A 26,912-nucleotide genomic window follows, 5' to 3' on the forward strand; every position below is an offset into this window, starting at 1 on the left:
AAACACACCCTCACCCCCCCCCCCCCCAGCCCCCCCGGGGGGGGGGGGGGGGGGGGGGGGGGGGGGGCCCCCGGGGGGGGGGCGGGGGGGGGGGGGGCGCCCGCGGGCCACGCCGGGGCGTCAGCCCTTCACCGCGCCGGTGATGACGCCCTTGGTGAAGTGCCGCTGCACGAACGGGTAGACGATGATCGCGGGGACGACGGTCACCACGACCACGGCCATCTTCACCGCCAGCGTCGGCGGGTACGCGGTGATCCCGGGCAGGCTGACCGCGGCGCCGGAGACGTTCGGCGACTGGCCGGCCAGGATGTAGCTCTGCAGCACCCGCTGGATCGGGAACTTGTCGTTGTCGTCGATGTAGAGCACCGAGTTGAAGTAGGCGTTCCAGTAGCCGACGGCGTAGAACAGGCCGACCACCGCGATCACCGCCTTCGACAGCGGCAGCATGATCCGGGTGAGGATGCGGAACTCGCCCGCCCCGTCGATGCGGGCGCTGTCGAGCAGCTCACCGGGCACGCCCATGAAGAACGCCCGGATGACCACGAGGTTGAACACGCTGATCGCGCTGGGCAGGATCAGCGACCAGATGCTGTCCTTGAGCCCCAGCCCGGTGACCACCAGGTAGCTGGGCACCAGGCCGGGGAAGATCAGGAAGGTCAGCAGGAAGAAGAACAACAGGCCGCGGTGCCCCACCGAGCCCGGCCGGGACAGCCCGTACGCGGCCAGCACGGTGAGCACCAGGCTCACCGTCGTGCCGAGGACGGTGACCAGGGTGCTGATCCAGACGGCCCGGGTGATCTGCCCGCCGTTGAAGATCGTGATGTACGCCGACGGGTCGAACTCGCGGGGCACCATCACCATGCCGCCGGCCGCGTCGATCGTCTCCCGGGAGGCGAGGCTGGTCACCAGCACCGCCCACAGGGGCACGAGCACCGCCGCGACGAGCAGGACGAGCACGACGCCCTTGCCGAACAGGCCGACGGGCGAGGGCGGCTCCTCCCACGGGGGCCGCGCGCCGCCACGCCGCCGCCGGTTCAGCCTGCCGCCCGTCGCGGGGGCGGCCGGCACCGGCCCGATGCCACTGAGCTGCGTCGTCATGACTTGGAGTACACCCCCTGCTCACCGAGGCGGTGTGCGAGCTTGTTGGCCGCGAGGATGAGGATCAGGCCCACCACCGCCTTGAACAACCCGGCCGCCGCGCCCAGGCCCCACTGCTGGGTGGCGATGGCCTGGTAGTAGACGAACGTGTCGAGCACCTCCGCGGCGTCCCGGCCGACCGCCTCCCGCTGCAGGATGAACTGCTCGAAGCCGACCGACAGGGCGTCGCCCAGCCGCATGATGAGCAGCAGCACGATCACCGGCCGCAGCCCGGGCAGCGTGATGTGCCACATGCGCCGCCACCGCCCGGCGCCGTCGGCCGCCGCCGCCTCGTACAGGTTGGGGTCGATCGCGGCGAGGGCGGCCAGGAAGACGATCGCGCCCCAGCCGATGTCCTTCCACACCGCCTCGGCGGTGACCAGCACGATGAACGTGTCCGGGTTGGTCATGATGTTCCACGGCTGCAGGCCGGCCTCGCGCATCTCCTGGGCGAGCAGCCCGGCCCCGCCGAGCATCTGCACGAAGAACGTGACCACCAGCACCCAGCTGAAGAAGTGCGGCAGGTAGACGACGCTCTGCACGAAGCCGCGCACCCGCCCGGAGACCAGGCTGTTGAGCAGGATCGCCAGCAGGATCGGCAGCGGGAAGAAGAACACCAGCTGGAACGCGGTGATGGTGAGGGTGTTGCGCACCGCGTCCCAGAACAGGGGGTCGGCGAAGAGCGCCTCGAAGTTGCCGAAGCCGATCCACTCGCTGTAGAGGAACGCCTCCACCGGGTCGTCGCCGACGAAGGGGTTGTAGTCCTGGAAGGCGATGACGTTGCCGAGGGTCGGCAGGTAGTGGAAGACCAGCAGCAGCGCGGCGGCCGGCGCGGTCATCGCCAGCAGCGGCCAGTCCCGGCGCAGCCGGGCCCCCAGGCTCGCCCGGGGCCGGCGTCGGCCGGCGCCCCGGGGCTTGCGGGTCGGCGGCGGGGCCTGCCCGGCCGCCGCCGGCACGTCCACCGCGCCGGCGGTGCCCGGGCCGCTCATCGGCCGTTGTCGGCGAGCGCCTTCTCGTGGAAGGCGCGCCCCTCTTCGCCGCCGGAGGCCATGAACTCCTTCGTCACCTGGTCGAGGTCGCTGACCGGGCGGCGGCCACGCAGGATGTCACGGATCTTGTCGTCCGTCGGCTGGATGATCTTCGACCAGTTGGCGGGCAGCTCCAGCTTGATCCCGGCGAACAGGTCCTTCTCCAGCAGGGCGATGTTCTTCTTGAGGTAGTCCAGGTACTGCTGGGCGTAGTCCGGGGTGTCGCCGCTGCGCACCTTCACCGCGACCCGGCAGAAGTTGTACTGACCGCCCAGCTCCTTGCGGCCCAGCTCGGTCGGGATCGGGCTGCCGTCGGCCGCGCGGGTGAAGTGCTTGCCCTCCACGCCGTACTCGCGCAGCTCGAACTCGCGGCTGCCGAACGGCGCGGCGCACCAGTTGAGCACCCGGAGGATCTCGTCGACCCGGTCGGCGCCGAGGCCCTTCTTGACGAACGTGAAGAAGATCGGCTTCTCGCTGCCCCAGATGACCGGCTGGGCGCCGGCCGCGCCGAACACCGGCAGCGGCTGCATGTTGAAGCTCGGCAGCACCTTGGACTGCTCGCCCTGCAGGCCCTGCCACGCGCCGAGCCCGTCCTGGAACATCAGGATCTTGCCGGCCTTGAACAGCTGCTTCTCGTCGGCGCCCTTGCTGGCCACCGTGTCGGGGTGGACCAGCCCCTCCTTGAACAGCTTCGCCGTGAACTCCAGGGCGGCCTTGTAGGCGGGGTTCTCGAACTTGTGCTCCAGGCCGCCGCCGGGCTTCTTGCGCCAGGTCTGCTGGCAGCCGTAGAACTGCTGGACCATGTCGAAGATGGTGCCGAAGGCCCAGACGCCCCTGGCCGGGTCGGTCGCCTTCTTGGCCAGCTCGTAGAGCTCCTCGGGCGAGGTCGGCGCGGCCAGGCCGGCCTTGTCGAACAGGTCCTTGCGGTGGAACAGGGCCCACGCGAAGGGGCCGTCGGTGGGGTACGGCACGGCGGCCAGCCGCCCGCCCCAGACCGAGTACTCCCAGGAGCCGGTGGGCAGCGCGGCCAGGTACGGGTACTTCGCGGCGGCGTCGCCCTTGAGGTGGTCGGTGAGGTCCTCGAAGAGGGCCTTGACCGCGTCGGAGAACCGGGCGACCTTGTCGACCTCCCAGTTGGGCGCCATGAGCAGGTCGGGCACGTCGCGGGCGCCGAGCATGGCGTTGAGCTTGTCGGCGAACGTGGTGCCGTCCTGGAGGCTGGGGTTGATCTCGACGCCCAGCTTGGTGTTGATCGCGGCGAGGTAGGAGTTGCTGCCCAGCGTCGGCGGGGTCGGCCCCCACCAGGGGCTCATGGTGCGGATCGCCGCGCCGCCCTTGCCGGGCTGTTCGGTGACCGCGTCGACGAGGTCCTTGGGGTAGCTGAGGTAGCCGTCCGGGATCGGCCCCTCCCCCGGGATGTCCGGCTTGAGGACCTCGGCCGGCTTGTAGTTGGGCAGGACGGCCCGGACCGCGTCGGCCTGGGTGGCGCTGCCCTTGCTTCCGGCCTCCTTGCTACAGCCGGCGAGGGTGGCGCCACCCATCGTCGCGGCGGCGCCGAGACCGGCGAGGCGCAGCAGGGTCCGGCGATCGGTGGATACGCCTGGCAGGGACGGCTTCACGGCGTTCCCTTCATCTGACACGCGGGGCTTGCGGAGCACGCGCGCCCGGCTAGGATTAGTTGGGTTACTAGCCGAATAAACTAATCGACGGTGATCCGGCCCACAAGGGAGCGGCGACCGCGAGGCGACGTGCCGCGCGCGGTGGTCCGCTGGGGTGCCACGGTGCGCGATGATGGACGCGCGGACCGACCGGGGATCGCGCACCGGCAGCGCAGGGAGCGGGCACATCTTGATCAGCATGCAGAACGACCCGCAGCCGACGGACCTCGGCGACGTGCGGGTCGCCAACCGGGCCGTGGTGCTGCGGCACGTCCGGGTGCACGCCCCCTGCTCCCGGGCCGACATCGCCGCGCGCACCGGGCTCAACAAGGCCACCGTCTCCAGCCTCGTCGGCGAGCTGATCGAGCGCCGGCTGCTGCGCGAGACCGGGCTGACCGAGAACCGCATCGGCCGCCCGGCCACCATGCTCGTCCTCGACGGCGAGCCGTACGCCGCCCTCGGCCTCCAGGTCGGCGCCGACGAGCTGGCGGCGGTCGCGGTCGACCTCGGCGGCAACCGGCTGCTCACCTGGCGGCGCGCCTTCGCCGCGCCGGCGGCGGCCCCGGCCGAGACGGTCCGGGCCCTCGCCGCGTTGGCCCGCCGGGCCACCGCCCGGGTCGCCGGCGAGGGGCGGGCCGTGCTCGGCCTGACCGTCGGGGTGCCGGGCCTGGTCGACGCGGCCGGCTGCGTGCCCCTGTCCCCCGCGCTCGGCTGGCGCGACGTCCCCCTCGCCGACCAGTTGCGCGCCGCCCTGCGCGACCCGGGCTTCACGGTCGCCGTGGACAACGAGGCCAACCTCGCCGCGCTGGCCGAGCAGCGGCACGGCGCCCAGGCGGGGGCCACCGACCTGGTCCATCTCACCGGCGGGGCGGGGATCGGCGCCGGGGTGATCGTTGACGGCCGGCTGCTGCGCGGCAACCGGGGCTTCGCCGGCGAGATCGGGCACCTGTGCCTCGACCCGGGCGGGCCCGTCTGCGCCTGCGGGCGCTCCGGCTGCCTGGAGGCGCTGGTCGGCCTGCCCGCCGTGGTGCGCCGGCTGCTGCCCGACACCGCCGAGGACGGCCCCGTCACCGACTTCCTGCCCGAGCTCGACCGGCTGAAGGCCCTGGCCGGGCAGGGCGACCCGGGCGTACGCGCCGGGCTGGCCGAGATCGGCCGCCACCTCGGCCACGCGGTCGCCGTGCTGGCCGACCTGCTCAACCCCGGGGCGGTGCTGGTCGGGGGCCACCTCGCGACGCTGGGGCCGTGGCTGCTGCCGGCGGCCCGGGCCGAGCTGGCCGCCCGGGCCCTCGCCCCGGAGGCCGGCGGGTGCCGGCTGGAGGCGTCCACACTGGGGGGCACGGCCGCCGCGCTCGGCGGCGCCACGGCTGCCCTGGCCACCGTCGAAAGTGGCCGGCTGCCCGCCCGCTGACGCCGGAACCCGTCACCGCCAGCCCTTGACCGCATCGGCCCGGTGGTGCCAACCTCGGAACAGCCGTCCCGTCCGGGCAGACGGGGGCGGCCCGGTTCCTCGTCGGTTGTCGAAGCGCTTCACCGCGTCCGGGCGACAGCCGCCACACCACCACCGCGATGCCATTCGTCACGACGGTCGTCGAAGCGCTTCGACCTGCCGCGGGCATCGGCTAGCCCATGGAAGGTAACCGATCCACCATGACCGACAGCACCGGCCGGACGCCCGGCCCGTCCCCCGCCGCCCGCGTCGACGACCTGCTGGCCCGCCTCACCCTGACCGAGAAGATCGGGCTGCTGCACCAGTGGCAGGCCCGGGTCGACCGGCTCGGGCTGCCGCCGTTCCGCACCGGCACCGAGGCGCTGCACGGGGTGGCCTGGCTCGGCACGGCCACGGTCTTCCCGCAGGTGATCGGGCTGGCCAGCAGCTGGAACGCCGAGCTGGTGCGGTCGGTGGGCGACGCCGTCGGCGCCGAGGTGCGCGCCAAGCACCACGCCGACCCCGAACGGGTCGGGCTGAACGTCTGGGCGCCGGTGGTCAACCCGCTGCGCGACCCCCGCTGGGGGCGCAACGAGGAGGGCTGGTCGGAGGACCCGTGGCTCACCGGGCACCTCGCCACCGCGTACGCCCACGGGCTGCGCGGCGACCACCCCGAGCGGCTGCGGACCGCGCCGACGCTCAAGCACTTCCTGGGCTACAACAACGAGACCGACCGCGCCACCACCTCCAGCGACCTGCCCCCGCGGGTGCTGCACGAGTACGAGCTGCCGGCGTTCCGCGCGCCCCTGGCCGCCGGGGCGGCGGTGGCCGTGATGGCCTCGTACAACCTGGTCAACGGCACCCCGGCGCACCTGAGCCCGCTGATCGAGGGCGAGCTGCGCCCGATGGCCGCCGGCGAGATCATGGTCGTCGGGGACGCCGGGGCGGCCACCAACATCGCCGGGGTGCAGGGCCGCGAGCCCGACCACGTCAGCGGCTTCGCCGCCGCCCTGCGCGCCGGGATCGACAACTTCACCGAGGACGACACGAACAGCGCCCTGACCACCGGCCGGATCGCCGAGGCGCTGGAGCGCGGCCTCATCACCACCGCCCACGTGGACCGGGCGGTCCGGCGGATCCTCGGCCTGCGGCTGCGCCTCGGCGACCTGGACCCGGCGCACGAGGACCCGTGGGCCGGCGTGACGCCGGACGTCGTCGACTGCCCCGCGCACCGCGAGCTGGCCCGCGAGGCCGCCCGGCAGTGCGTCGTGCTGCTGCGCAACGACGGCCTGCTGCCCCTGGCCCCGCGCCCGGGGCTGCGGGTCGCCGTGCTCGGGCCGCTCGCCGACGCGGTGCACACCGACTGGTACAGCGGCACGTTGCCGTACGCGGTCAGCACCCTCGACGCCCTGGCCGCGCGGGTCGACACCGTCACCAGCCACAGCGGCGCCGACCGGATCGCGCTGCGCGCCGGGGACCGGTACGTGCGCTGCGCGACCGACCCGGCCGGCGGCCCGCTCACCCTCGACGCCACCGCCGCCACGGAGGCGACCTGGCTCGACGTGTTCGACTGGGGCGGGGACGCGGTGGCGCTGCGCGCCGTCGCCAACGGCCGGCACGTCGGGGGCGACGACGACGCCGTCCTGGTCAACGACCGCACCGGGCCCGGCGGGTGGATCGTCCGGGAGACCTTCCGGCTCCGGCCCGGCCCCGGCGGCACGGTGCTGCTGCACCACCTCGCCACCGGCCGGTACGTCGCCGCCGGCCCCGACGGGCGGCTGCGCGCCGACGCCGCCGAGCCGGGCGGGGCCACCCCGTTCGCCGTGGAGCTGATCGCCGACGGCACCGCCGAGGCCGCCGCCCTGGCCGCCGACGCCGACGTGGTGGTGGTGGCCCTCGGCAACCACCCGATGGTCAACGGGCGGGAGACCGAGGACCGGGCTGACCTGGCGCTGCCGGCCGGGCAGGACGCGCTGCTGCGCGCCGCGTACGCCGCCAACCCCCGCACCGTCCTCGCGCTGACCAGCAGCTACCCGTACGCGATCGGGTGGGCCGACGCCCACCTGCCGGCGGTGCTGTGGTCGGCGCACGGCGGCCAGGAGCACGGCGCGGCGCTGGCCGCGGTGCTCCTCGGCGACGCCGAGCCGGGCGGCCGGCTCACCCAGACCTGGTACGCCGACTCCGCCGAACTGCCGGACCTGCTCGACTACGACGTCATCGACGCCGACGCCACCTATCTCTACTACCGCGGCGACCCCCTGTACCCGCTCGGCCACGGGCTCGGCTACACCCGCTTCGACTACGCTGACCTGCGACTCAGCGCGGCGTCGGTGGCCGCCGACGGGGAGGTCGAGGTGCGCGTCGAGGTCACCAACAGCGGCGACCGGCCGGGCGAGGACGTCGTGCAGCTCTACACCCGGCAACGGCGCTCCCGGGTCAAGCAGCCCCTGCGCCAGCTGCGGGACTACGCGCGGGTCGCCCTCGCCCCCGGCGAGCGCCGGGTGGTCCGGCTGCGGCTGCGCGCCGCCGACCTGGGCTGGTGGGACGAGGCCCGGGGCGCCCGGGTGGTGGAGGACGCCGCGCACACCGTGCTGGTCGGCCGGTCCGCCACCGACATCCGGCTCGTCGGCACGCTCCGCGTCCGGGCGGCGTCCGCCGCCGACGCCCCGGCGCGGGAGGCCACGGGTGCCGGCCGCTCCCGGTGACCACGGCCCGCGCCTGCCCACGGCGGCGCGGCCGGCGAAGTCACCCGACCTGGTCACCATCTCCGACGTCGCCCGGCACGCCGGGGTCGCCGTCAGCACCGTGTCGTACGTGCTCAGCGGCAAGCGGGCGATCTCCGAGGTGACCCGCAACCGGGTGCTGGCCAGCATCCGGATGCTCGGCTACCACCCGAACGCCGGCGCGCGCGCCCTGGCCAGCCGGCGGGCCAACGTGATCGCGCTGGTGCTGCCGCTGCGCTCCGGGATGCAGGTGCCGGTGGTGATGCAGTTCGCGATGGCGGTGGTGACCACCGCCCGCACCGTCGAACACGACGTGCTGCTGGTCACCTCCGACGAGGGGCCGGCGGGGCTACGCCGCATCGCGGCCAGCGCCATGGTGGACGGCCTGCTGCTGATGGACGTGGAGATGCACGACTCGCGGGTGCCGCTGCTGCGGGAGCTGGGGCGGCCCAGCGTGCTGATCGGCTTCCCCGCCGACCCCACCGGCCTGACCTGCGTCGACCTGGACTTCCACCGGGCCGGCGCGGTCTGCGTCGAGCACCTGGCCGGGCTGGGCCACCGGCGGATCGCCCTGCTCGGCGCGCCGGCCGCCGTCTACGACCGGGGCACCGGCTTCGCGCACCGCACCCGCAACGGCATCCTCGACGCCGCCGCGCGGCTCGGCGTCGACACCGTGGTCCGGCCGTGCGAGGAGGGCACGGCGGCCGTCCGCCGCGAGCTGGTGGAGCTGCTGGACCGGTGGCCGGACCTGTCGGGGCTGATCGTGCAGAACGAGTCGGCCGTCGGGCCCGTGCTGGCGACGCTGCCCACCCTCGGCCGGCGGGTGCCGGAGGACGTGTCGGTGGTCGGCATCTGCCCCGACCAGTTCGCCGAGCAGGCCAGCCCCCGGCTCACCTCGGTGCCCCTGCCGGCGGAGGAGGTCGGCCAGCAGGCGGTGTCGCTGCTCATGCGCAAGGTGCACGGCGAGCCGGTGCCGGACGCGACGCTGCTCGAACCCCGGTTGACGATCCGCGACAGCACGGCCGCCGCCCCCGGGGGCGGGAGGTGACGGCCGGGCTGCCCGCGTCCGCGCACCGGATCTGGGACGACTCCCCCGCCGCCGGCTGGGAGGACGCCTTCCTGTCCGGCAACGGCGAGTACGGGATCATGGTGTCCGGTGATCCGTACGCCGAGCGGATCGTCGTCAACCACCACCGGTTCGTGCTGCCCAACGGCACCCACGACGCCCGGCCGCCCCGGCTGGCCCACCTGCTGCCCCGGGTCCGCGAACTGGCGCTGGACGGCCGGCGGGCGGAGGCGAGCCGGCTGCTCGGCGGCGGCCGGGAGCTGCGGTGGACCCAGTCGTTCCACCCCGGCTTCGCGGTGACCGTCGACGCGGCGGGGCCGGGCAGAGCGGCGGGGCCGGTCGCGGCGGCGCTGCCGGCCGGGTACCGGCGGAGCACCGACTTCCGCACCGGGGAGGTCGTCGTCGAGTGGGCCGGCGGCGAGCGGCGCTGTTTCGTCTCCCGCGCCGACGCCCTGGTGGCGCTGCGGCTGGAGGCGGGCGACTGCGTGGTGGGGTTCACCGGCGACCTGCCCGGCCGCCCGGCGGACGTCCGCTACGAGACCACGGCGTACCGGCGCGGCCGGGACGTCTTCCTGCGGGTACGCGGCCACTACCCGCCGGTGGGCGGCGCGTACGGCTTCGAGGGCCTGGCCCTGCTCACCGGCGACGTGCGGGTGCGCGGCGACCGGGTGGCGGTGCGCGGGCCAGCCCTGCTCACGATGGTGCTCGACCGGCCCGGCACGCCGCCGTGGCGCACGGCCGAGCTGGAGGAGGCGCTGCGCGCCCGCTCCGCCGCCGGGTACGCCGGCCTGCTCGCCCGGCACGCCGCGCGGCACTGTCCCGCCTACGGCCGGGCGAGCCTGGACCTGGCCGTGCCGGCCGCCGAGCGGGAGCTGCCCGTCGGCGAGCTGCTCGCCCGGCAGGCCGCCGACCCGCAGCGGCCCTACCCGGCGCTGGTGGAGCGGCTGTTCCACGCGGGGCGGTACCTGCTGCTCAGCGCCAGCGGCGTCCTGCCGCCCCGGCTCACCGGGCTGTGGCTCGGCTCCTGGGACGCGGCCTGGGCGGGCGACTTCACCACCGACGCCAACCTGAACCTGCAGCTGGCGGGGGCCAACATCGGGGCCCTGCCCGAGGTGAGCGCGGCGCACGCCCGGCTGGTCGGGTCGCAGGTCGACGACTGGCGGCGCAACGCCAAGGCGATCTACGGCGCGCGGGGACTGCTCGCGCCCAGCCGCACCGACGGGGAGCACGGGCACCTGTTCCACATGCACGACGACTGGCCGTTCGCCGCCTGGCTGCCCGGCGCGGACTGGCTGCTGCACCCGCTGCACGAGCACCACCTGGTGACCGGGGAACCGCTCGGCGAGGTGGCCGGCTGGCTGACGGAGGCCGCCGAGTTCTTCGCCGACGTGCTCACCGTCACCGCCGCCGACGGCACGGCGGTCGTGGCGCCGTCGTACTCGGCCGAGACCGGCCCGCTGGACGACGACGGCCGGCCGGTGCACCTGGCGGTCAACGCCACCATGGACATCGCCGCCGCCCGGCACGCCCTGGCCACCGCCGACGCCGTCACCGGCGTCGACCGGTGGGCGGCGCTGCGGGAGCGGCTGCCGGCGTACCGGGTCGACGAGCGCGGCGCGCTGGCGGAGTGGGCCTGGCCGGGCTACCGCGGCGACGAGGACCACCGGCACGTCAGCCACCTCTACCCGGTGTGGCCGTTGGACGAGATCAACCCGGACGACACCCCCGAACTGGCCGCCGCCGCGCGCCGCGCGCTGGTCCTGCGCGGCGACGAGAACCTCTCCGCCCACGGCAGCCTGCACCGGGCCCTCGTCGCGGTACGCCTGCGCGACGGCGCGCTGGCCGGGGAGAACGTGGCCAAGATCCTCGGCAACGACATGTTCTTCCGGTCGCTGATGAGCTCGCACAACCCCGGCCGGGAGACCTACAACGCCGACGCCGCGCACGCCCTGCCCGGCGTGCTGATCGAGTCGCTGGTGCACTCCCGGCCCGGCCACGTACGGCTGTTGCCGGCCCCGCTGCCCGGCCTGGACCGGGGGGTGCTGCGCGGGGCGGCCTGCCGCGGCCGGGTCACCGTCGAGGAGCTGGCCTGGGACGCCTTCACGGTGCGGGCGCGGCTGCTCTCCCCCGTCGACCAACGGCTCACGGTGGCCAGTCCGCACGGGGGCGCGGTGGTCGACCTTCGCGCCGGCCGACCGGTGGAGCTGGCCTTCGGCCCGCGCACCGACGGCGGGTGATGCTGGCGGTGCCGGTGTCGGCAGGTTACGCAACGCGGTTGCGCCGAGCCGGGTCCCACCGTCCCCACCGCCTCCTTTGCTCTGCACCCACGGACGCAACGCACCACGCAGCGCTACCGATGGCCGCACCCCCGGTCCCGCTGCATCCCGGTCAAGGGCAGCTCGAAAGCGGTGTTGCGCGGGCGGGTGCAGAGCAAAGGACTCGTCGAAGGCGCGGCGGCCCGGAGGGACATGACGGAGAGCAACAATGGGCGGTCCCTCCCGACCAGTTGCCACCCACATGACGGAACGTGACCGATCGGCGAGGGCGCAGAGCCAGGCGCCGCGCGTCCCGGCGGAGTGACGCGGCCGGCGCGGCCAGCGGGTGACGGTCAGCGGGTGACGGTCAGCGCAGCGTAGTCGGCGGGGGTCAGCGGCTGGGCGGACAGCGAACCGTCCGCGCGCGGCACCCCGAGGGGATGGCCGTCGCGCAGGAACGCCACCGCGTCGACGTCGTCGCGGGCGGCCAGCGTGCAGACGATCTGACCGAACGCGAGCACCTCGTCGCTGCGCCCGGTGTCGTCGCCGGTCCCGTCGACCCGCACGCGCGCCTCACCGTCGGCGACGCCCACCACGCCGGCATCGATCGCCCCCGGCAACGCGCTGGTCAGCCCGCTGTCCCGCTCGCCGACGCTGGGGCCGGCGAGCAGGTCCCGCAACTGGGCGTGGGCGTCGAGGGCGCGGCCGACCCGCCGCTCCACCGGGACCAGCCGGTCGTCCCGCACGAAACACAGCGTCACGGTGATCGGGCCGACCGTCGCGGGTCCGTCGACCGTCGCGGGGGACGGGAACGGCCCGGGTGGGGCCTCGACGGCCCGGGGGGTGTCCTCCGCCGGCACCCCGCAGGCCACCACCGTGCTGGCCGCCAGCAGCGCGGACAGCAGCGGGCGCAGCACGGCCCGCGCGGCAGCGCGCCGGCTCACGCCAGGCTCCCCGGCAGGGCCACCCGGAACCGCGCGCCCCCGCCGGGGCGGTCGTCGACGCCGGCCGTGCCGCCGTGGGCGGCGGCGTGCTGGGCGACCAGCGCCAGGCCGAGGCCGGTGCCGTCCCCGGCGCCCCGGGCGTGGGCGGCCCGGCCCCGGACGAAGCGGTCGAAGATGGCGGCCCGGTCCTCCACCGGCACGCCGGGGCCGTCGTCGTCCACCTCGATCACGCCGGTGTCGCCGTCGCGCGACAGCCGCACCGCCACCGGGCCCGCCCCGTAGCGCACCGCGTTGTCGAGCAGGTTGGCCAGCACCTGCGCGACGCGACGCCGCTCCACCTGCCAGGTGGGCGGGGTGCCGGCCGCGAGGTAAACCAGCGTGGGCGGCAGGTCGTGGCCGGCGCAGGCCCGCCGGGCCAGGTCGGCCACGTCGACCGGGGCGCGGTGGGCGGGCTGGTCGCTGCGGGCCAGGTCGATGAGGTCGTTGACCAGCCGCTGAAACCGGTCGATCTCGTCGGCGACGAGGCCGGCGGCCACGGCGGTGCGCTCGTCGTGGTGTTCCCGCCGCCGTTGCAGGACGCTGGCCGCCGCGGCGAGGGTCTGCAACGGCGAGCGCAGCTCGTGGCTGACGTCGGCGGCGAAGCGGCGGTCCCGCTCGATCCGGCGGGCCAACTGGTCGACCATGTGGTTGAACGACGTGGACAGCCGGGTCAGGTCCGGGTCGGTGGCCGGGTCGAGGCGGGCGGTGACGTCACCGGCGGCGATCTTCTCCGCGGCGTCCGCGACCGCCGTGAGCGGGCGCAGCCCGTGCCGGGTCGCGTACCAGCCCAGGGCCGCCCCGGAGCCGGCCACGAGGATGGCCACCGCCGTCAGGGCCAGGGCCAGCGCCTGGAAGGTCCGTTCCAGCTCCCACAGGGAGGTGACCTCGTAGTACGTGGCCGAGCCGGACAGTGGCACCCCGACCAGCAGGGCGGTCCGGCCGTCGACCCGGACCCGCTGCACGGCCGGCTGCCCCGAGCCGACGAGCTGTTGCAGCTCCGGCGGCACGGCGGCGGTGAGGCCCGAGTCGGCGATGCGGGCGTGCCACCTGCCGTCGAGGTGCAGCAGCGCCCGCCTGCTGCTGCCGGTGTCCAGCGACCGCAGCACCTCCACCACGTCGGGGGCGTCGGTGTCCAGGCCGCTGCGCACCACGGCGGCGTCGAAGTAGGCGGCCCGCACGGCGGTGCGTTCCCGCTCGTCGATAAGCGACTGGCGGGTCAACTCGTAGGAGATCAGGGCCATCGACGCGGCCAGCAGCAGCGCGCCCAGGGCGAACGCGGCCGTCACCCGGGCGCGCAGGCCGAGGCGGAGCCGGGCCGGACGGCGGAGCGGGCTCATCGGCGCAGCTTGTAGCCGAGCCCGCGCAGGGTCACCAGGTGTTCGGGGTTGGCCGGGTCCGACTCGATCTTCTGCCGTAGCCGGCCGACGTGCACGTCGACCAGCCGCTCGTCGCCGGTGTCGTAGCCCCAGACCCGTTGCAGCAGTTGCTGGCGCGACAGCACCCGGCCGGCGTGCTCGGCCAGCTCGCACAGCAGCCGGAACTCGGTGCGGGTCACCGGCACCCGCTGCCCGGCGCGGCGCACCTCGCCCGCCTCGGGGCTGACCTCCAGGTCGCCGAACGCCAGCACCGGCACCGGCTCGGCCGCGGCCGGGGCCGCGGCGCGGGCGCGGCGGCGCAGGGCCCGCAGCCGGGCGGTGAGTTCCTTGATCGCCACGGGCTTGACGAGGTAGTCGTCCGCGCCGGCCTCCAGGGCGGCGACGATGTCGTGGGTGTCGTCGCGGGCGCTGACCACCACGATCGGCACGTCGTCGTCGCGGCGCAACTGGCGGATGCACTCGAAGCCGTCGAGGCCGGGCAGCATCAGGTCGACCAGGACGTAGTCGGCCGGGTCGCGCCGCTGGGCGCGCAGCCCCTCCTCGGCGGTCGCCGCGCCCCGGGCGTCGTAGCCCTCGTCCTCCAGGGCGAGCAGCAGCGCCAGCCGGATGCGGTCGTCGTCCTCGATCACCAGTACGGCCGTCATGACGGCATCATCCCCAAGGCCGCCGCCCGGCGGCCAACCGTGTCCCGCGTACGACGGATTTGTCACGCAACTGACACACGTCCGCGCGGTGCCCGCCAACCCCGGCCGGCACGGTGACGTGGACCGGTCGGGCGACAGGAAGGGGTACGGCCGTGACGACGCCGCTGGCACGCCGGGAGTGCACGATCCCCCTGGTCGAGGTGGCCGTGACCGAGTTCGACCTGGCCTGCCTGCCGGAGACCGGGGCGGTGTTCGACCGGCTGCTCGCGCTGCGTCCCGCGCAGGTCGTGGTGGACCTGTCCGCGTGCCGGCACATCGACGCCGCCGCCATCGGGTTCCTGCTGGACGTGCACCGGCGGCTGACCCGCGCCGACGGGGTGCTCACCGTACGCGAACCGAACCCCCGGATCTGGCGCATCCTGCAGTCGGCCCGCCTGGACCACGTGCTGCCGGTCGTCGGCGGCGACGCGGCGGCCGGGTCCCCCGAACGGCCCGGCCCGGTGGCACCGCCGGTCGGCCGGGCGGTCGTGCCGGGCGGCGGGGGTGGCAGCCGTCGCCCGGCACCGGCCGGCCAGGTGCGCGCCCGTCGGCCGGCGGACTGGGCATGACCGTCGGCGTGCTGGTCAGCGCCGTCGTCGTCGGGCTCGTCGTGGGGGCGCTCGGCCGGCTCGCCGTGCCGGGCCGCCCGGCCGCGCCGCTGTGGCTCACCCTCGTCGTCGGTGTGGTCGCCGCCCTGGCCGGCAGCGTCGTCGCCCGCCTCGCCGGCGCGAACGGCCAGGGCTTCCGGCTGGTCGACGTGGTCGTGCAGGCGGGGGTGGCCGGGGCCGGCGTCGTCCTCGTCGCGGCCACCGCCGGCCGCTCCGACTCCGCCTGACGGGTCGGCCCGCTTCGGCCGCGGACCCACCAGGCGACGCGCCTCGATCACGGCCGTGGGCCGGTCAGGGGCCGGCCCCGGTCTCCGACGGGTGCAGCAGCGCCCGGGCCAGCGGGTGCCGGGCGGCGGTGAGCAGGACGGACGCGGGCCCGGCCTCGACGACCTGCCCCGCGTCCAGGACGACGACGTGGTCGGCGAGGCGGGCGACGACGTCGCGGTCGTGGCTGATCACCACGAGGGCCAGCCCGTGGGCGCGGCGCAGCCGGTCGACGAGGGCCACGATCCGGTCCCGGCTGACCGTGTCCAGTCCGGAGGTGATCTCGTCGCAGATCACCACGCGGGGCTCGGCCAGCAGCGCCCGGGCCAGGGCGGCACGTTGCAGCTCGCCCCCGGAGAGCCGGTCGGGGCGGCGCGCGACGACGTCCGCCGCGAGGCCGACCTCGCCGAGGACGCGGCGCGCGGCGTCGCGGGCCCGGGGCGGCGGCAGGGCGCGCAGCCGCACGGCGGCCCGGGACACCTGCTCCAGGACCGACCGGTGGGGGTGGAAGCTGGCCCGGGCGTCCTGGAAGACGTACTGGACGGCGGCGAGGTCCGCGCGGGTCCGCCGGTCGAGGGTCCCGGCCAGCGGCCGGCCGCCGAGGCCGACGGTCCCGCCGCGCGGCGGGTGCAGCCCGGCGACGCAGCGGGCGAGCGTCGTCTTGCCGCTGCCGGAGCGGCCGACCACGGCGAGACAGCCGCCGGGGGCGACGGCGGCGGTGACCCCGCGCAGCACGGTACGGCGGCGGTTGCCGGCGCGGTGGATCGCGGCCAGGTCGCTCACGTGCAGGACCGCCGCCCCGGCCGGGGCGGCGTGCGGCGTTTCCGGGACGGCGGCGAGCAGGCGGCGGGTGCGCTCGTCCCGGGGTGCGGCGAGCACCTGGGCCGCCGGGCCGGCCTCGACGACCGCGCCGGCGTCGAGGACGACCAGCCGGTCGGCCACGGCGCGCACCAGGTGCAGGTCGTGGCTGAGCAGCACCACCGCCATCCCGGCCCCGGCGAGGGCCCGCAGCTCGTGCGCGACGTCGCGGCGGGTGAGGCTGTCCTGCCCGGTGGTCGGCTCGTCGGCGACCAGGACGCGTGCCCTGGCCAGCAACGCGTGGGCGACGACGAGGCGCTGCTGCTGGCCACCGGAGAGCTGGTGCGGGAAGCGCCGCAGGAACTCCCGGTCGGCGGGCAGGTCGACGCGGGCCAGCGCGTCGGCCACCGCCCGACGGACCGCCGACCGCCGGGATGCCGCCGCGCCGTCCACCGGTGCGCTGCCCGGCGGGCTGCCGGTGGCCCGTCGCACCGGCCGGGCGTGACGCCGGGCGATCTCGCGCAGCACCGCGCCGACCCGCCGGACGGGGTTGAGCGCGGCGGACGGCTGCTGCGGCACGTACCCGACGGCGCCGGGGGGTGGCGGGCTCGACGGGGACACGGGGTGGCCGGCGACCTCCACCCGGCCGGTGAGCCGCACGCCGGGGCCGGCCTCCCCCAGCAGGGCCCGGCCGACGGTGGTCTTGCCGCTGCCGGAGCGACCGACCAGGGCGAGCACCTGCCCCGCCGCCACCGTGAACGAGACCCCGGCGAGCAGGCGACGCCCGGCGGCCTCGGCACCGAGCCCGACCACCCGGACCGGGTCGGCGTCCACCGGGGACGTCGGCGCGCGGCCGGCGGCGACACCTGTCCTTCCTCTCGGCCTCGGCCTCGGCGCGGGCGCGTTGACGGCCGGCCCGGCGGCCCCGTCGTCGAACGGCGCTCGGGTGGCGGGCAGCCGCGACCCGGCCGCGTCGCGGCGGGGACCCCCGTCCCGGGAGAACCCGTCGCGAGCTGCCCCGTCGCGGGCGGCGAGCAGCCGGTCGGCCACGAGGTTGACGCCGACGGCGAGGGCGACGAGGAGGGCGGCGGGCGTCAGCACCGACCACGGCTGCAGCAGCAGCCCGGCGCGGTTGCGGTCCACCATGACCGCCCAGTCGGCGGCGTCGGGGGCGACGCCGACGCCGAGGAAGCTGGCCGTGGCGACGAGGTACAGCGCGCCGATGAGCCGCACGCCGGCGTCGGCGAGCAGGACCCGGCGGCTGCCCGTCACGACGTGGCCGACGGCGCGCCGCCACCACGTCTCCCCGTACAGCCGCATCGCGTCCATGGCGGGGCCGTGCGCCAGCGGCAGCGCCGCGGCGCGGCTGATCCGGGCGACCTCGGGCAGGCCGATCACCGCGACGATGCCGACCAGGGTGGCCGGCCCGCGCGGCGCGGTGGCCGCCAGCAGGATCAGCAGGATCAGCGACGGTACGGCGAGCAGCAGGTCCAGCGGGCGCATGACCAGCTCGTCGACCCACCGGCGGCGGGTCAGCGCGGCCAGCAGCCCCAGCGGCACCCCCACCAGGTACGCCAGGGCGGTCGCGGCGAGCGCCACGCCGACCACGGACCGCCCGCCGAGCAGCACCTGGCGCAACACGTCCCGCCCGACGAAGTCGGTGCCGAACGCCCCGCCCGCGTCGAACGGCCGCCCGCGCGGTGCCCCGTCGCCGGCCAGGGCCGGCCCCACGACGGCGACCAGCAGGGGCACGGCGAGCAGCGCGACGCCGACGACGAGGCGCAGCCGCGACCGCGCCGGGCGGCGGACGCCCGCGGGCCGCGCGTGGCCCGCGCGGCGGCCCCGGGAGCACAGGCGCGGGCCGCGGGAGGGCGGCGGGCTCACGCGGCGGCCCCGGCGCGCGGGGCCAGCCGGAACGCCACCAGGTCGGCGACGAGGTTCACCGTCACCGTGGTCACGGCGACCAGCAGGCACAGCCCCTGCACGGTGGGGACGTCGCGGGCGGTCACCGCGTCGACCAGGGCGGTGCCCAGGCCGGGGACGACGAACACCGCCTCGACGACGATCACCCCGCCGAGCAGCCAGTCGGTGGTGCGGGCGAGCTGCTGGGCGACGGGTGCGAGGGCGTTGGGCAGCGCGTGGACCAGGCGCAGCCGGCGCTCGGGCACGCCGAGCCGCCGGGCGTGCGCGACGTGTTCCGCGCGCATCGCCTCGATCATGCCGGCACGGGTGAGTCGGCTCAGCGAGCAGAACGGCCGGGCCAGGAGCACCACCAGGGGCAGCACCAGCACGGCGGGCCGGGACAGCAGGTCGCCGCCGGTGCCGACGGCGGTGGGCGGGAGCCAGGCCAGCCGTACGCCGAACACCGCGACGAGCAGCAAGGCCAGCGCGAACTCGGGCACCGCGTACAGGCCGACGGCGGTGGCGGACAGCGTCCGGTCGAGGCGTCCGCCCTCCCGCCGGGCCGCGAGCGTCCCGAGCCCGACGGAGAGCGGGACGAGCAGCAGCAGGGTCGCGGCGGCGAGCAGCACGGTGGGCGCGGCCCCGGCGGCGAGGACCCCGGCGACCGGCCGCCGGGAGACCAGCGAGACGCCCAGGTCGCCGCCGGCCAGGTCGGCGAGCCAGTGCAGGTACCGCTGCCAGGCTGGCCGGTCCAGGTCGAGCTGTTCGCGGATGAGGGCGATGCGCGCCGGGTCGGGCTGGTCGCCGGCGATCACCACGGCGGCGTCCCCGGGCAGCGCCTCGGTCAGGACGAACACGACGGTGGCCACGCCGACGACCTGCCCGGCCCCGACCAGCGCCCGCCGGACGGCGTAGCGGGACAGGCTCAACCCAGCCAGACCTTGTCGAAGCGCGCCCAGTCGAGGGTGTTGGCCGGCGCGGCGGCGGACACCCCGCCGACGCGGGGGCTGGTCGCCACGAGGAAGTCGGCGAAGCCCCAGACCAGGAAGCCGCCCTCGGCGTGCAGGACGCGCTGCATGTCGCCGTACGCCTGCCGGCGGGCCTGCTCGTCGGCGCTGGACACGGCGCGGGCGTAGCGCGCGTCGAAGTCGGGCCGGCGCCAACCGGTCGCGTTCGTGGTGGACGTGCTCAACAGCCGCTGAGATATATGGGTCTCGATGGGCATCGCTCCCGACCGGTAGCAGGCGAGCACCCCGCCCGTCAGGATGTCCTTCCAGTAGGTGTCCTTGTTGCCGCTGCGCGTCTCGACGGTCAGCCCGACCTGCCGCGCCTGTTCGGCGAAGACGCTCGCGGTCTCCACGAAGCCGCTGGCCACGGGGGCGGTGTCCAGCGGGATCCGCAGTCCCCGGGCACCGGCCCGGTCGACGAGGAAGCGGGCCCGGTCGAGGTCGGGGACGCGCTGGGCGATGTCGTCGGCGTAGTGCTGGTAGCCCCTGCCGAACAGGTCGTTGCCGACCTGGCCGGCGCCCGACAGGACGGTGTCGACGAGCTGCTGGCGGTCGGTGAGCAGGAACATCGCCTCGCGCAGGTCCCGGTTGTCGAACGGCGGCCGGTCGACCTTCATGGCGAGGGCCTGCATGGTGCTGTTGGCCATCCGGGTGATCCGCACCCTAGCGTCGCCCGCGTAGGTGCGGGCGGTGGTGGGCGTGACGTCGTGGGCGTAGTCGGCCTGCCCGCCGAGCAGCGCGTTGATCCGGGCGGACTCCTCGTTGGCCACGAGGTACTCCAGCTCGTCCAGGTGCGGCGCGCCGTCCCAGTGGTCGGCGTACCGCGTGAGCAGCAGGGACCGGCCCGGCTGGAACGAGCCGAAGGCGAACGGGCCGGAGCCGACGGGCCGGTCGAAGGCGTCGGCGCCCTCGGGCACCACGTACGCGCCGAAGGCCGCCAGGACGTTGGGGAACTCGGCGAACGGCCGGCGCAGCGCGAGTTCGACGGTCCGGTCGTCGATCGCCCGGCTGCCGCGCAGGTCGATCAGCTCCAGGCTGGCCCGGGCCCGGAAGGCACGCTCCGGGTCGGTGATCCGGGCGTAGCTGTACAGCACGTCGGCGGCGCGCACGGGGCGGCCGTCGTGGAAGGTCGCCTCGCGCAGGGTGATCCGCCACCGGGTGAGGTCGGCGTTGGGCTCCCAGCCGCTGGCCAGGCGGGGCCGGATCGACACGTCGGGGCCGTAGTCGGCGAGCTTGTCGAACATGGCCTTGGCCCGGGACGCCTCGTTGAACAGGTTCGCCAGGTGCGGGTCGAGGGTCTCCTGCGCGCCGCCGCCGGCGAACACGGCGCGCAGCCGGCCGCCCCGGCGCGGCTGGTCGGAGGCGGTGTCGGCGGGGCGGTCGCCGCAGCCGGCCAGCAGGGTGGCCGACACGGCGGCTGCGCCGCCGAGCAGTCCGCGCCGGGTCAGCCGGGCGGCGGACGTGGGAATGTCGGATGTCACGGGGTGTCTCCTCAGGTCAGGCCGGATCGGGGCGGCGGCGGGCCAGCAGGTGCAGCCGGTCGCCGCGCAGGGTGGTCGACAGCGGCGCGCCGGGCCGCCACGGCGGTTCGGTACGGGGGCCCGGCCCGTCGGACATCGCCAGCACGTCGAAGCCGGCGGTGTCGAGCAGGTGCCGCAGTTCCTGCGGGAACAGCAGCCGCCAGGCCGAGGTCTGCACCAGCGGCTCGGGCGCGCCGGGCCAGCTCCAGGCGCGTTCCCGGCGCAGCAACTGCTCCGCGTGGTCGATCCACAGCCGCGTCCGGGACGTGTAGGCGACGCCGCGCCACGGCACGGTGCGCACCGACGTGCCGTCGAGCAGCTCGGTGTTGCCGAGGAAGAACGCGCCGTTGCGCATCTCGGCCAGCAGCAGCCCGCCCGGGGCCAGGTGCGCGCGGCACCGGGCCAGGAACGCGGTGAGGTCGGCGTTGGTGTGGCAGTAGAGCAGGGCGCTGTCGAGGCAGGTCACCGCGTCGAAGCAAGCCCCGAGGTCGAAGCCGCGCATGTCGGCGGCCACGAACCGTACCCGGGGGTGCCGGCGGCGGGCGTGGGCGAGCATCGCCGTCGACGTGTCGATGCCGGTGGCGGCCCAGCCGAGCTGCGCGAGCCGCCCGGCGTCGCGGCCCGTGCCGCAGCCGACGTCGAGCAGCCGGCGGCCGGGGGGCGCGTGGCGGCGCAGCAGGTCGTCGACGAAACCGGCGGCGGCGTGCGCCGGGTCGGGGAACTGCGCCTCGTACAGCTCGGGGTTGTCGGTGAGCAGGTTGGCCCCGGCGGCGCCCGGCGGCCCGCCCGGCGGCGGCACGCTCGTCGGCGTCGGCCCGCCCGGCGGCGGCGCGCTCATGCGGGCACCGCCGACGGGGCGGGCGCGGGCGTCGGGTGGAGCGCGCCCCGGCGGTGCAGCGCCCAGACGGCCGCCGCGGAGGCCCCGCCCAGCCCGGCGCAGAGCAGCCACGCCACCGCCGGGACCCCGGTGCCGGGCCCGTCGTCCATGGCGCGGCCGACGGCGGTCGTCCCGGCCGCCGCGACCACCCCGGAGACCAGGTAGAACAGCCCGAAGTAGGTGCCGGTGAGCCCGTCGCGGGCGAACGCCGGGATCAGCTCCAGCACGAACGGCTGGGCGATCAGGACCCCGACGGCGAGCAGCACGGCCGCGCCGAGCACGGGCGCGAGCCGGACGGGGCCGGCGGGGCCGCCGACCGGCGCGAGCGGCAGCACGAAGCCCCCGCCCATGACCGCCAGGCCGAGCGCGATGGCCGGGCCCCGGGCGAGGCGGCGGCGCAGCCAGCGGGTCACCGGCACCTGCCACGCCAGGGTCGCCACGGTGGAGACCACGAACAGCGACGCCACGGCGAGCGGATGCCCGCCGGCCTGCTCCGCCTGCACGGGCAGCACCAGGTAGAGCTGGTTCTGCAGGGCGAACATCGCGCTGAGCGCGAGCGTGAAGGCGAGGAACCGGCGGTCGGTGGCGGCCTCGCGCCAGTCCCCCAGCACGCTCTGCCCGCTGCTGCGGGCCGGCTGCGGCGGCAGCACCAGGGCCTGCGCCACGGTCAGCGCCGCGAACACGCCGGCCGCGGCGAGGGCGGCGGCCCGGAAGTCGACCAGCAGCAGCGCGCTGCCGATCAGCGGCCCGAGCAGGGCCCCGGCGCTGGCGAACACGTTGAACAGCGCGAACGCCTCGGCGCGCCGGTCCGGGGCGGCCTGGGCGAGGTAGGCCCGCACCGCCGGGTTGAACAGCGCGCCGGCCAGGCCGGAGAGCACGGAGGCGGCCAGCAGCGCCGGCAGCGACACCCCGACGGCGAAGACGCCGAAGCCGACGGCGCGCAACGCGCACCCGGCGATGATCACCCCGCGCGCGCCGAGCCGGTCGGAGGCGGAGCCGCCGAGCAGGAACAGGCCCTGCTGGCTGAGGTTGCGCACGCCCAGGACCAGGCCGATCACGGCGGCGGACAGGCCGAGGTCGTCGGCGAGGTAGCCGGCGAGGTAGGGCAGCAGCAGGTAGAAGCCGACGTTGACGCCGAGCTGGTTGACCACCAGCAGCCGGATCGCCGGCGGGAAGCCGCGCAGCGTCGTCCAGGTCGCGATCACCGGGCCACCGCCCGGTCGTCGGCCCGCGCCGGGCGCACGCCCAGGCCCGGCCCGTCGGGGGTACGCAGGACCCCGTCGACGCCGCCGATGCCGGTCCACGGGTCGTCGGCGAGCAGCAGGTGCCCGTCGAGGTCGACCCAGCGGGCGTGCCCGGCCAGGTGCAGCGCCGGGGCGATGCCGAGCGTGCTGGCGACCAGGCAGCCGAGCATGACGTCCATGCCGTGCCCGGCCGCGGCGTCGATCAGCCGGCCGGCTGCGGCCACCCCGCCGCACTTGGCGAGCTTGACGTTGATCCCGGCGACCGCCCCGGCGAGGCGGTGCACGTCGGCGACGGTGGCGACGTCCTCGTCGGCGACGACGGGCACCGCGACCCGCGCCGCGATCCAGGCCAGGGCGTCCGGGTCGCCGGGCGGGACGGGCTGCTCGACGGCGTCCACGGCGCAGGCGGCGACGGCGTCGAGGACCCGGACGGTCCGCTCGCCGGTCCACGCCCCGTTGGGGTCGAGCAGCAGCCGGGCCGCCGGGGCGGCGGCCCGCACGGCGGCGACCCGGGCGACGTCGTCGTCCGCCCCGGCCTTGACCTTCAGCACCGTGAAGCCGTCCCCCACCAGCCGCCGCGCGGTGGCCGCGGCGTCGGCGGGCGGCACCAGCCCGATCGTGCACGCGGTCGCGGCACGCTGCCGCGCGGGGGCGTCGACGAGCCGCCACACGGGCGCGCCGGCGCGCCGCCCCACGAGGTCGTGCACGGCGGCGTCGAGCGCGCCCAGCACCCCCGGCGCGTCGGCCAGGTCGACGGCGAGGGCCGGCAGGTCGGCGCGCAGCGCCTCCGGGTCGGCGTACCCGGTGACCCGGGGGCGCAGCGCGGTCAGCAGCGCGCCGATGCGGCCCAGGTCGAGGCGCTGGTACGCGCTGGTGACGACCTCGCCGTGGCCGGCGTCGCCGTCGTGGGTCAGCCGCACGGCCACCGCGTCGCGGCGGGCCATGACCGACCGGGAGATGCGCAGCGGCTCGGCGAGCGGCAGCGGGTAGACCCGCCAGTCGAGGTTCATGCGGGCACCCGCTGCGGACGGGCCGGCTCGGGCCGGCGGCTCGGGTCGACGACGGTGCGGCACCGGCTCCACCGGGTGACCTCCACCGCCCGGGGATGGGGGATCTCGACGGGGTGGCCCCGGGTGGGGCCGAGCAGCCCCCGCACCGCGCAGTAGTCATCGTCGAAGATGGAGTCGAGGTAGCGGTGCGGGCCGTCGGGGAAGACAGCGAGGACCCGGTCCCCGGGCCGGGTCCTCGCCGCCCAGGCGGCGACCCGGGCGGTCGCGCCGGTGCTCCACCCGCCGGTGACGAACGCGTGCCGGGCCAGCCGCCGGCAGGTCTGCACGGCCTCGGCCGGGCCGACCCAGTGCACCTCGTCGAAGGCGGCGTAGTCGACGTTGCGCGGGTGGATGCTGCTGCCGAGGCCGCGCATCAGCCGGGCGCGGGCGGGCTGGCCGAAGATGGTGGAGCCGACGGTGTCCACCCCGACCAGGCGCAGCCGGGGCCAGTGCCGGCGCAGCGCGCGGGCCAGGCCGGCGCTGTGCCCGCCGGTGCCGACGCTGCACACCAGCGTGTCCACGGCGTCGGCCTGGGCGACGATCTCCTCGGCGAGCCCGGCGTAGCCGGCCGCGTTGTCGGGGTTGCGGTACTGGTCGGGCCAGTACGCGCCGGGCAGCGCGGCCCGCACGCGGCGCAGCCGGTCGAGGCGGGCCTGCTGCCAGCCGCCGACGGGGTGCGGGGCGTCCACCACCTCCAGCCGGGCCCCGTGGGCGCGCAGCAGCGCCCGCATGGACGGCTCCAGCTCCCGGTCGACGACCAGCACCACGGGGTGGCCGAGGGCCTGCCCGGCGAAGGCGAGGCCGACGCCCATGGTGCCGCTGGTCGACTCGACCACCGGGGCGCCCGGGGCCAGCTCGCCGCGCGAGCGCGCGCCGGCCAGCATGGACACCGCCGCGCGGGCCTTCATCCCGCCGGGGCTCAGGCACTCCACCTTGGCCAGGAAGCCGGGGTGCGGGTGCGGCAGCGGGGCGTCCACGAGGACCACCGGCGTGCGGCCGACCAGGTCGAGCAGTTGCGGCGCGGTCATCGGCCCTCCCGGTCGGCGCGGTAGCGGTAGAGCGGCGTGGGGCCGCCGTCGAGCCAGAAGAACGGGTACGGCTCCGCCGACACGGCGGTCAGCCCGGCCCCGAGGAAGCACGGCAGGACCGCGCTGCCGGACTGGGCGAACGCCACCAGCGGGACCCCGGTGGCCCGGGCGTGGCGCAGCAGCGGCGCGAAGGTGCCGTTGCCGAGGGTCATGCCGGAGGCGAGGATCGCGTCGCAGCGCCCCAGCAGCGCCGCCGCGTCGGGCAGGCACGGCTCGTCCCACTCGGTGCGCCCGCCGGCCAGGTCGCACGGCAGGTAACGCAGGCCGCGCCGGCGCAGCTCGGCGAGCAGGGAGTTGACCACGCCGACGACCAGCACGGTGCGGCCGGGTTCGGCGGGGAGCAGGTCGACCACGGCGGCGGCGCGGGCGGCCGACTTGGCCAGCGACGTGCCGCTGGGCACGGTCACCACGTCGGTCGCCGCGCCCGCGTGCGGGCGCACCCCCATCAGGTACGCGTCGAGCGCGGCGACCCGCACGGGCAGGCTCGGGTGGGCCAGCAGCTCGGCCACGCTGGCCCCCACGCAGTCGTAGGCGACGGCGTCGGGCAGCTCGTCGGGCTCGACGGCGCAGGAGCCGACGGCGACGCCGACCCGCAGGCCGAGCACGTGGTTGCGGTAGCCCCGGGCGCGACCCGGGTGGCGGGCGCCCTGCCGGGTGACGAACCCGACGCTGACCCGCTCGGCCGCCGGGTCGGGGCCGAGGCGGCCGGCGAGCACCGCCGCCACCAGGTCGTCGAGGCTGTCGTGGGCCGGCGCGGCGACGGCGGGGCCGGCGGCCGGGGCGGTCACGCGGCGGCCCCGGCGAGCTGGTCGGCGTACCGGACGTCGAGGGCGGCGACGTGCGCCTCGGCGCGGGCCCGCGCGCCCGGCCCCTCGGTGTCGACGGTCATGACGTGGCCGAGGTAGCTGTTGTTGCTGCTGGCGTCGCCGGTGCGGTGGCCGGCGGGCCTGACCGCCCAGTCCACGACGGACGGATCCCCGGCCGGCCCGTCGGTGCCGGTGATCGCGTCGACCGTGCCCGCCCGGGGCGGCAGCAGGAACGCGATGGCGGCGCTGCGTACCCCGGTGTCGACCGGCGTGGTGTCGGGTCGCTCGCCGAGGGCGAGGCGCGCGTACGCCATCGGCAGGTCGATGCCGGTGACCCGGCGGACGAGTTCGGTGATCTGGTTGCCGGCGGGCCGCGGGTTGACCTCGACCACCCGGGGCCCGGCCGGGGTCAGGCGCAGCTCGGTGTGTGCGACGCCGTGGGTGAGGCCGACGGCGGCGAGCGCGGCGACGGCCGCGTCGGCGGCGGCACGGGCGGCGGGGGCGGGCAGGTCGGCGGGGAACATGTGCCCGCTCTCGACGAACGCGGGCGCGCCGGCGAGACTCTTGTCGGTGACCCCGACGACCGTGGTGACGCCGTCGCAGGTGACCGTCTCGACGCTGACCTCGTCGCCGGCGAGCAGCTCCTCCAGCAGCACCAGCGGCACCCGGGGCTGCCGGCGGGCGTTGACGCCGAAGCCGGCCAGCGCGTCGTACGCCGCCCGCAGCTGCGCGGGGTCGGCGACGGCGCGCACGTACATGCCGGCGCACAGGTCGACGGGCTTGACCACCAGCGGGAAGCCGAGCCGCTCGGCGGCGGCGAGGGTGTCCGCCCAGCCATCGGTGACCGCGAACGCCGGCCCGGGCAGGCCCGCCCGGCGCATCGCCTCGCGGGCCAGGTCCTTGCGGCACGCGCGGCGCACCGCCGCCGGGTCGGGGCCGGGCAGGCCGAGGTGGGCGGCGACCTCGGCGGCGGTGTGCAGGTAGTAGTCGCAGGAGGTAAGCACCCCGTCGAAACGCAGGGCGGCGTGCAGCCGGGCGACGTGCGCGGCGAGCGCCGCCGGGTCGTTGGTCTCGGCGGTGACCACGTTGTCGGCGGTGAGCAGCGGATGGACCGCGCCGGGCGGCGTCGCCCGCAGGTAGTGGTGCAGGTCGCGGGTGAGGAACGTGAACCGGTGGCCGTCCTCCCGGATCGCCCTCGGCAGCAGGGCGCTCATCGCGCCCACCCAGCTCTCGATGACCAGCAGGTGACCCATCAACGACTCCCGTCCTGTTGCGGTGGCGTCCCGGGTACATCTTGTTGGAAATGGTTTTCGTTGTAAAGTCCGCCGCGCCATGGTCGGGCATCCGTCGCTGCGCGGGGCAGCCGGGAGCCGGAGACAATGAGAAACTCCGGAGCAGGGTCCGGCGGAGC

Annotated in this window: 21 protein-coding genes; 6 read left to right on the top strand and 15 right to left on the bottom strand. The window is 76.4% G+C overall.

The genetic code is table 11. The features are described from left to right. Positions 1 to 120 precede the first annotated feature (120 nt). From ACFYWL_RS03775 to ACFYWL_RS03785, 3 genes are read right to left on the bottom strand one after another with little or no spacing between them, the layout of a single operon-like run. Complete coding sequence (locus tag ACFYWL_RS03775; RefSeq protein ID WP_386966915.1) at positions 121 to 1,098, bottom strand: carbohydrate ABC transporter permease; 978 nt, start codon at positions 1,096 to 1,098, stop codon at positions 121 to 123. Continuing rightward, a complete protein-coding gene (locus tag ACFYWL_RS03780; protein ID WP_386966918.1) occupies positions 1,095 to 2,126 on the bottom strand; it encodes an ABC transporter permease in 1,032 nt (343 codons plus the stop codon). The genes ACFYWL_RS03775 and ACFYWL_RS03780 overlap by 4 nt, the downstream gene beginning before the upstream one ends. After that, positions 2,123 to 3,784: an extracellular solute-binding protein gene (locus ACFYWL_RS03785; protein WP_386966921.1), complete on the bottom strand. Its 1,662-nt coding sequence runs from the start codon at positions 3,782 to 3,784 to the stop codon at positions 2,123 to 2,125. The genes ACFYWL_RS03780 and ACFYWL_RS03785 overlap by 4 nt, the downstream gene beginning before the upstream one ends. Positions 3,785 to 4,022: 238 nt before the next feature. Here ACFYWL_RS03785 and ACFYWL_RS03790 point away from each other — a divergent pair, with 238 nt between their 5' ends. From ACFYWL_RS03790 to ACFYWL_RS03805, 4 genes are all read left to right on the top strand, one after another. After that, a complete protein-coding gene (locus ACFYWL_RS03790; protein ID WP_386966924.1) occupies positions 4,023 to 5,234 on the top strand; it encodes an ROK family protein in 1,212 nt (403 codons plus the stop codon). Positions 5,235 to 5,473: 239 nt separating this feature from the next. Continuing rightward, a complete protein-coding gene (locus tag ACFYWL_RS03795; RefSeq protein WP_386966926.1) occupies positions 5,474 to 7,957 on the top strand; it encodes a glycoside hydrolase family 3 C-terminal domain-containing protein in 2,484 nt (827 codons plus the stop codon). Between the two features lie 49 nt (positions 7,958 to 8,006). After that, positions 8,007 to 9,023, top strand: a complete 1,017-nt coding sequence (locus ACFYWL_RS03800) for a LacI family DNA-binding transcriptional regulator (protein ID WP_386967756.1) — start codon at positions 8,007 to 8,009, stop codon at positions 9,021 to 9,023. Further along, entirely contained in the window at positions 9,020 to 11,278 is a 2,259-nt protein-coding gene (locus tag ACFYWL_RS03805; protein ID WP_386966929.1) for a glycoside hydrolase N-terminal domain-containing protein, read from the top strand. The genes ACFYWL_RS03800 and ACFYWL_RS03805 overlap by 4 nt, the downstream gene beginning before the upstream one ends. Positions 11,279 to 11,649: 371 nt before the next feature. Here the strand turns inward: ACFYWL_RS03805 and ACFYWL_RS03810 are convergent, their stop codons facing one another. From ACFYWL_RS03810 to ACFYWL_RS03820, 3 genes are read right to left on the bottom strand one after another with little or no spacing between them, the layout of a single operon-like run. Next, complete coding sequence (locus tag ACFYWL_RS03810) at positions 11,650 to 12,240, bottom strand: GerMN domain-containing protein (RefSeq protein ID WP_386966932.1); 591 nt, start codon at positions 12,238 to 12,240, stop codon at positions 11,650 to 11,652. Continuing rightward, entirely contained in the window at positions 12,237 to 13,616 is a 1,380-nt protein-coding gene (locus ACFYWL_RS03815) for a sensor histidine kinase (RefSeq protein WP_386966935.1), read from the bottom strand. Before ACFYWL_RS03815 ends, ACFYWL_RS03810 begins: the two co-directional genes overlap by 4 nt. Beyond that, on the bottom strand, positions 13,613 to 14,299 hold the full coding sequence (locus tag ACFYWL_RS03820) for a response regulator transcription factor (RefSeq protein WP_386966938.1): 687 nt from the start codon (positions 14,297 to 14,299) through the stop codon (positions 13,613 to 13,615). The genes ACFYWL_RS03815 and ACFYWL_RS03820 overlap by 4 nt, the downstream gene beginning before the upstream one ends. A gap of 152 nt (positions 14,300 to 14,451) precedes the next feature. On the opposite strand from ACFYWL_RS03820, the gene ACFYWL_RS03825 reads away from it, so the two are divergent. Together ACFYWL_RS03825 and ACFYWL_RS03830 are read left to right on the top strand one after the other, a co-directional pair. Then, positions 14,452 to 14,907 carry an STAS domain-containing protein gene (locus ACFYWL_RS03825; RefSeq protein WP_386966941.1) on the top strand — a complete coding sequence of 152 codons (456 nt, stop codon included), beginning with the start codon at positions 14,452 to 14,454 and terminating at the stop codon, positions 14,905 to 14,907. Beyond that, complete coding sequence (locus tag ACFYWL_RS03830) at positions 14,904 to 15,173, top strand: GlsB/YeaQ/YmgE family stress response membrane protein (RefSeq protein WP_386966944.1); 270 nt, start codon at positions 14,904 to 14,906, stop codon at positions 15,171 to 15,173. The genes ACFYWL_RS03825 and ACFYWL_RS03830 overlap by 4 nt, the downstream gene beginning before the upstream one ends. A gap of 64 nt (positions 15,174 to 15,237) precedes the next feature. Here ACFYWL_RS03830 and ACFYWL_RS03835 read toward each other — a convergent pair whose 3' ends face one another. From ACFYWL_RS03835 to ACFYWL_RS03875, 9 genes are read right to left on the bottom strand one after another with little or no spacing between them, the layout of a single operon-like run. Then, the gene (locus ACFYWL_RS03835; protein WP_386966947.1) at positions 15,238 to 17,892 is read right to left on the bottom strand and encodes an ATP-binding cassette domain-containing protein; all 2,655 of its coding nucleotides are present in this window, start codon (positions 17,890 to 17,892) and stop codon (positions 15,238 to 15,240) included. Continuing rightward, positions 17,889 to 18,839, bottom strand: a complete 951-nt coding sequence (locus ACFYWL_RS03840) for an ABC transporter permease (protein ID WP_386966950.1) — start codon at positions 18,837 to 18,839, stop codon at positions 17,889 to 17,891. Before ACFYWL_RS03840 ends, ACFYWL_RS03835 begins: the two co-directional genes overlap by 4 nt. Then, entirely contained in the window at positions 18,836 to 20,398 is a 1,563-nt protein-coding gene (locus ACFYWL_RS03845; protein WP_386966952.1) for an ABC transporter substrate-binding protein, read from the bottom strand. The genes ACFYWL_RS03840 and ACFYWL_RS03845 overlap by 4 nt, the downstream gene beginning before the upstream one ends. 16 nt (positions 20,399 to 20,414) lie before the next feature. Further along, on the bottom strand, positions 20,415 to 21,275 hold the full coding sequence (locus ACFYWL_RS03850; RefSeq protein WP_386966955.1) for a methyltransferase domain-containing protein: 861 nt from the start codon (positions 21,273 to 21,275) through the stop codon (positions 20,415 to 20,417). Then, complete coding sequence (locus tag ACFYWL_RS03855; RefSeq protein WP_386966958.1) at positions 21,272 to 22,519, bottom strand: MFS transporter; 1,248 nt, start codon at positions 22,517 to 22,519, stop codon at positions 21,272 to 21,274. Before ACFYWL_RS03855 ends, ACFYWL_RS03850 begins: the two co-directional genes overlap by 4 nt. Then, complete coding sequence (locus tag ACFYWL_RS03860; protein WP_386966961.1) at positions 22,516 to 23,568, bottom strand: enolase C-terminal domain-like protein; 1,053 nt, start codon at positions 23,566 to 23,568, stop codon at positions 22,516 to 22,518. Before ACFYWL_RS03860 ends, ACFYWL_RS03855 begins: the two co-directional genes overlap by 4 nt. Further along, entirely contained in the window at positions 23,565 to 24,635 is a 1,071-nt protein-coding gene (locus ACFYWL_RS03865) for a PLP-dependent cysteine synthase family protein (protein ID WP_386966964.1), read from the bottom strand. Before ACFYWL_RS03865 ends, ACFYWL_RS03860 begins: the two co-directional genes overlap by 4 nt. Further along, the gene (locus ACFYWL_RS03870; RefSeq protein ID WP_386966967.1) at positions 24,632 to 25,483 is read right to left on the bottom strand and encodes a Rossmann-like domain-containing protein; all 852 of its coding nucleotides are present in this window, start codon (positions 25,481 to 25,483) and stop codon (positions 24,632 to 24,634) included. Before ACFYWL_RS03870 ends, ACFYWL_RS03865 begins: the two co-directional genes overlap by 4 nt. Continuing rightward, complete coding sequence (locus ACFYWL_RS03875) at positions 25,480 to 26,754, bottom strand: ATP-grasp domain-containing protein (protein WP_386966970.1); 1,275 nt, start codon at positions 26,752 to 26,754, stop codon at positions 25,480 to 25,482. The genes ACFYWL_RS03870 and ACFYWL_RS03875 overlap by 4 nt, the downstream gene beginning before the upstream one ends. Positions 26,755 to 26,912: the final 158 nt, after the last annotated feature.

It is taken from the genome of Micromonospora sp. NPDC002575 (assembly GCF_042889525.1).
In the GTDB taxonomy this organism is placed as follows: Bacteria; Actinomycetota; Actinomycetes; order Mycobacteriales; family Micromonosporaceae; genus Micromonospora; species Micromonospora carbonacea.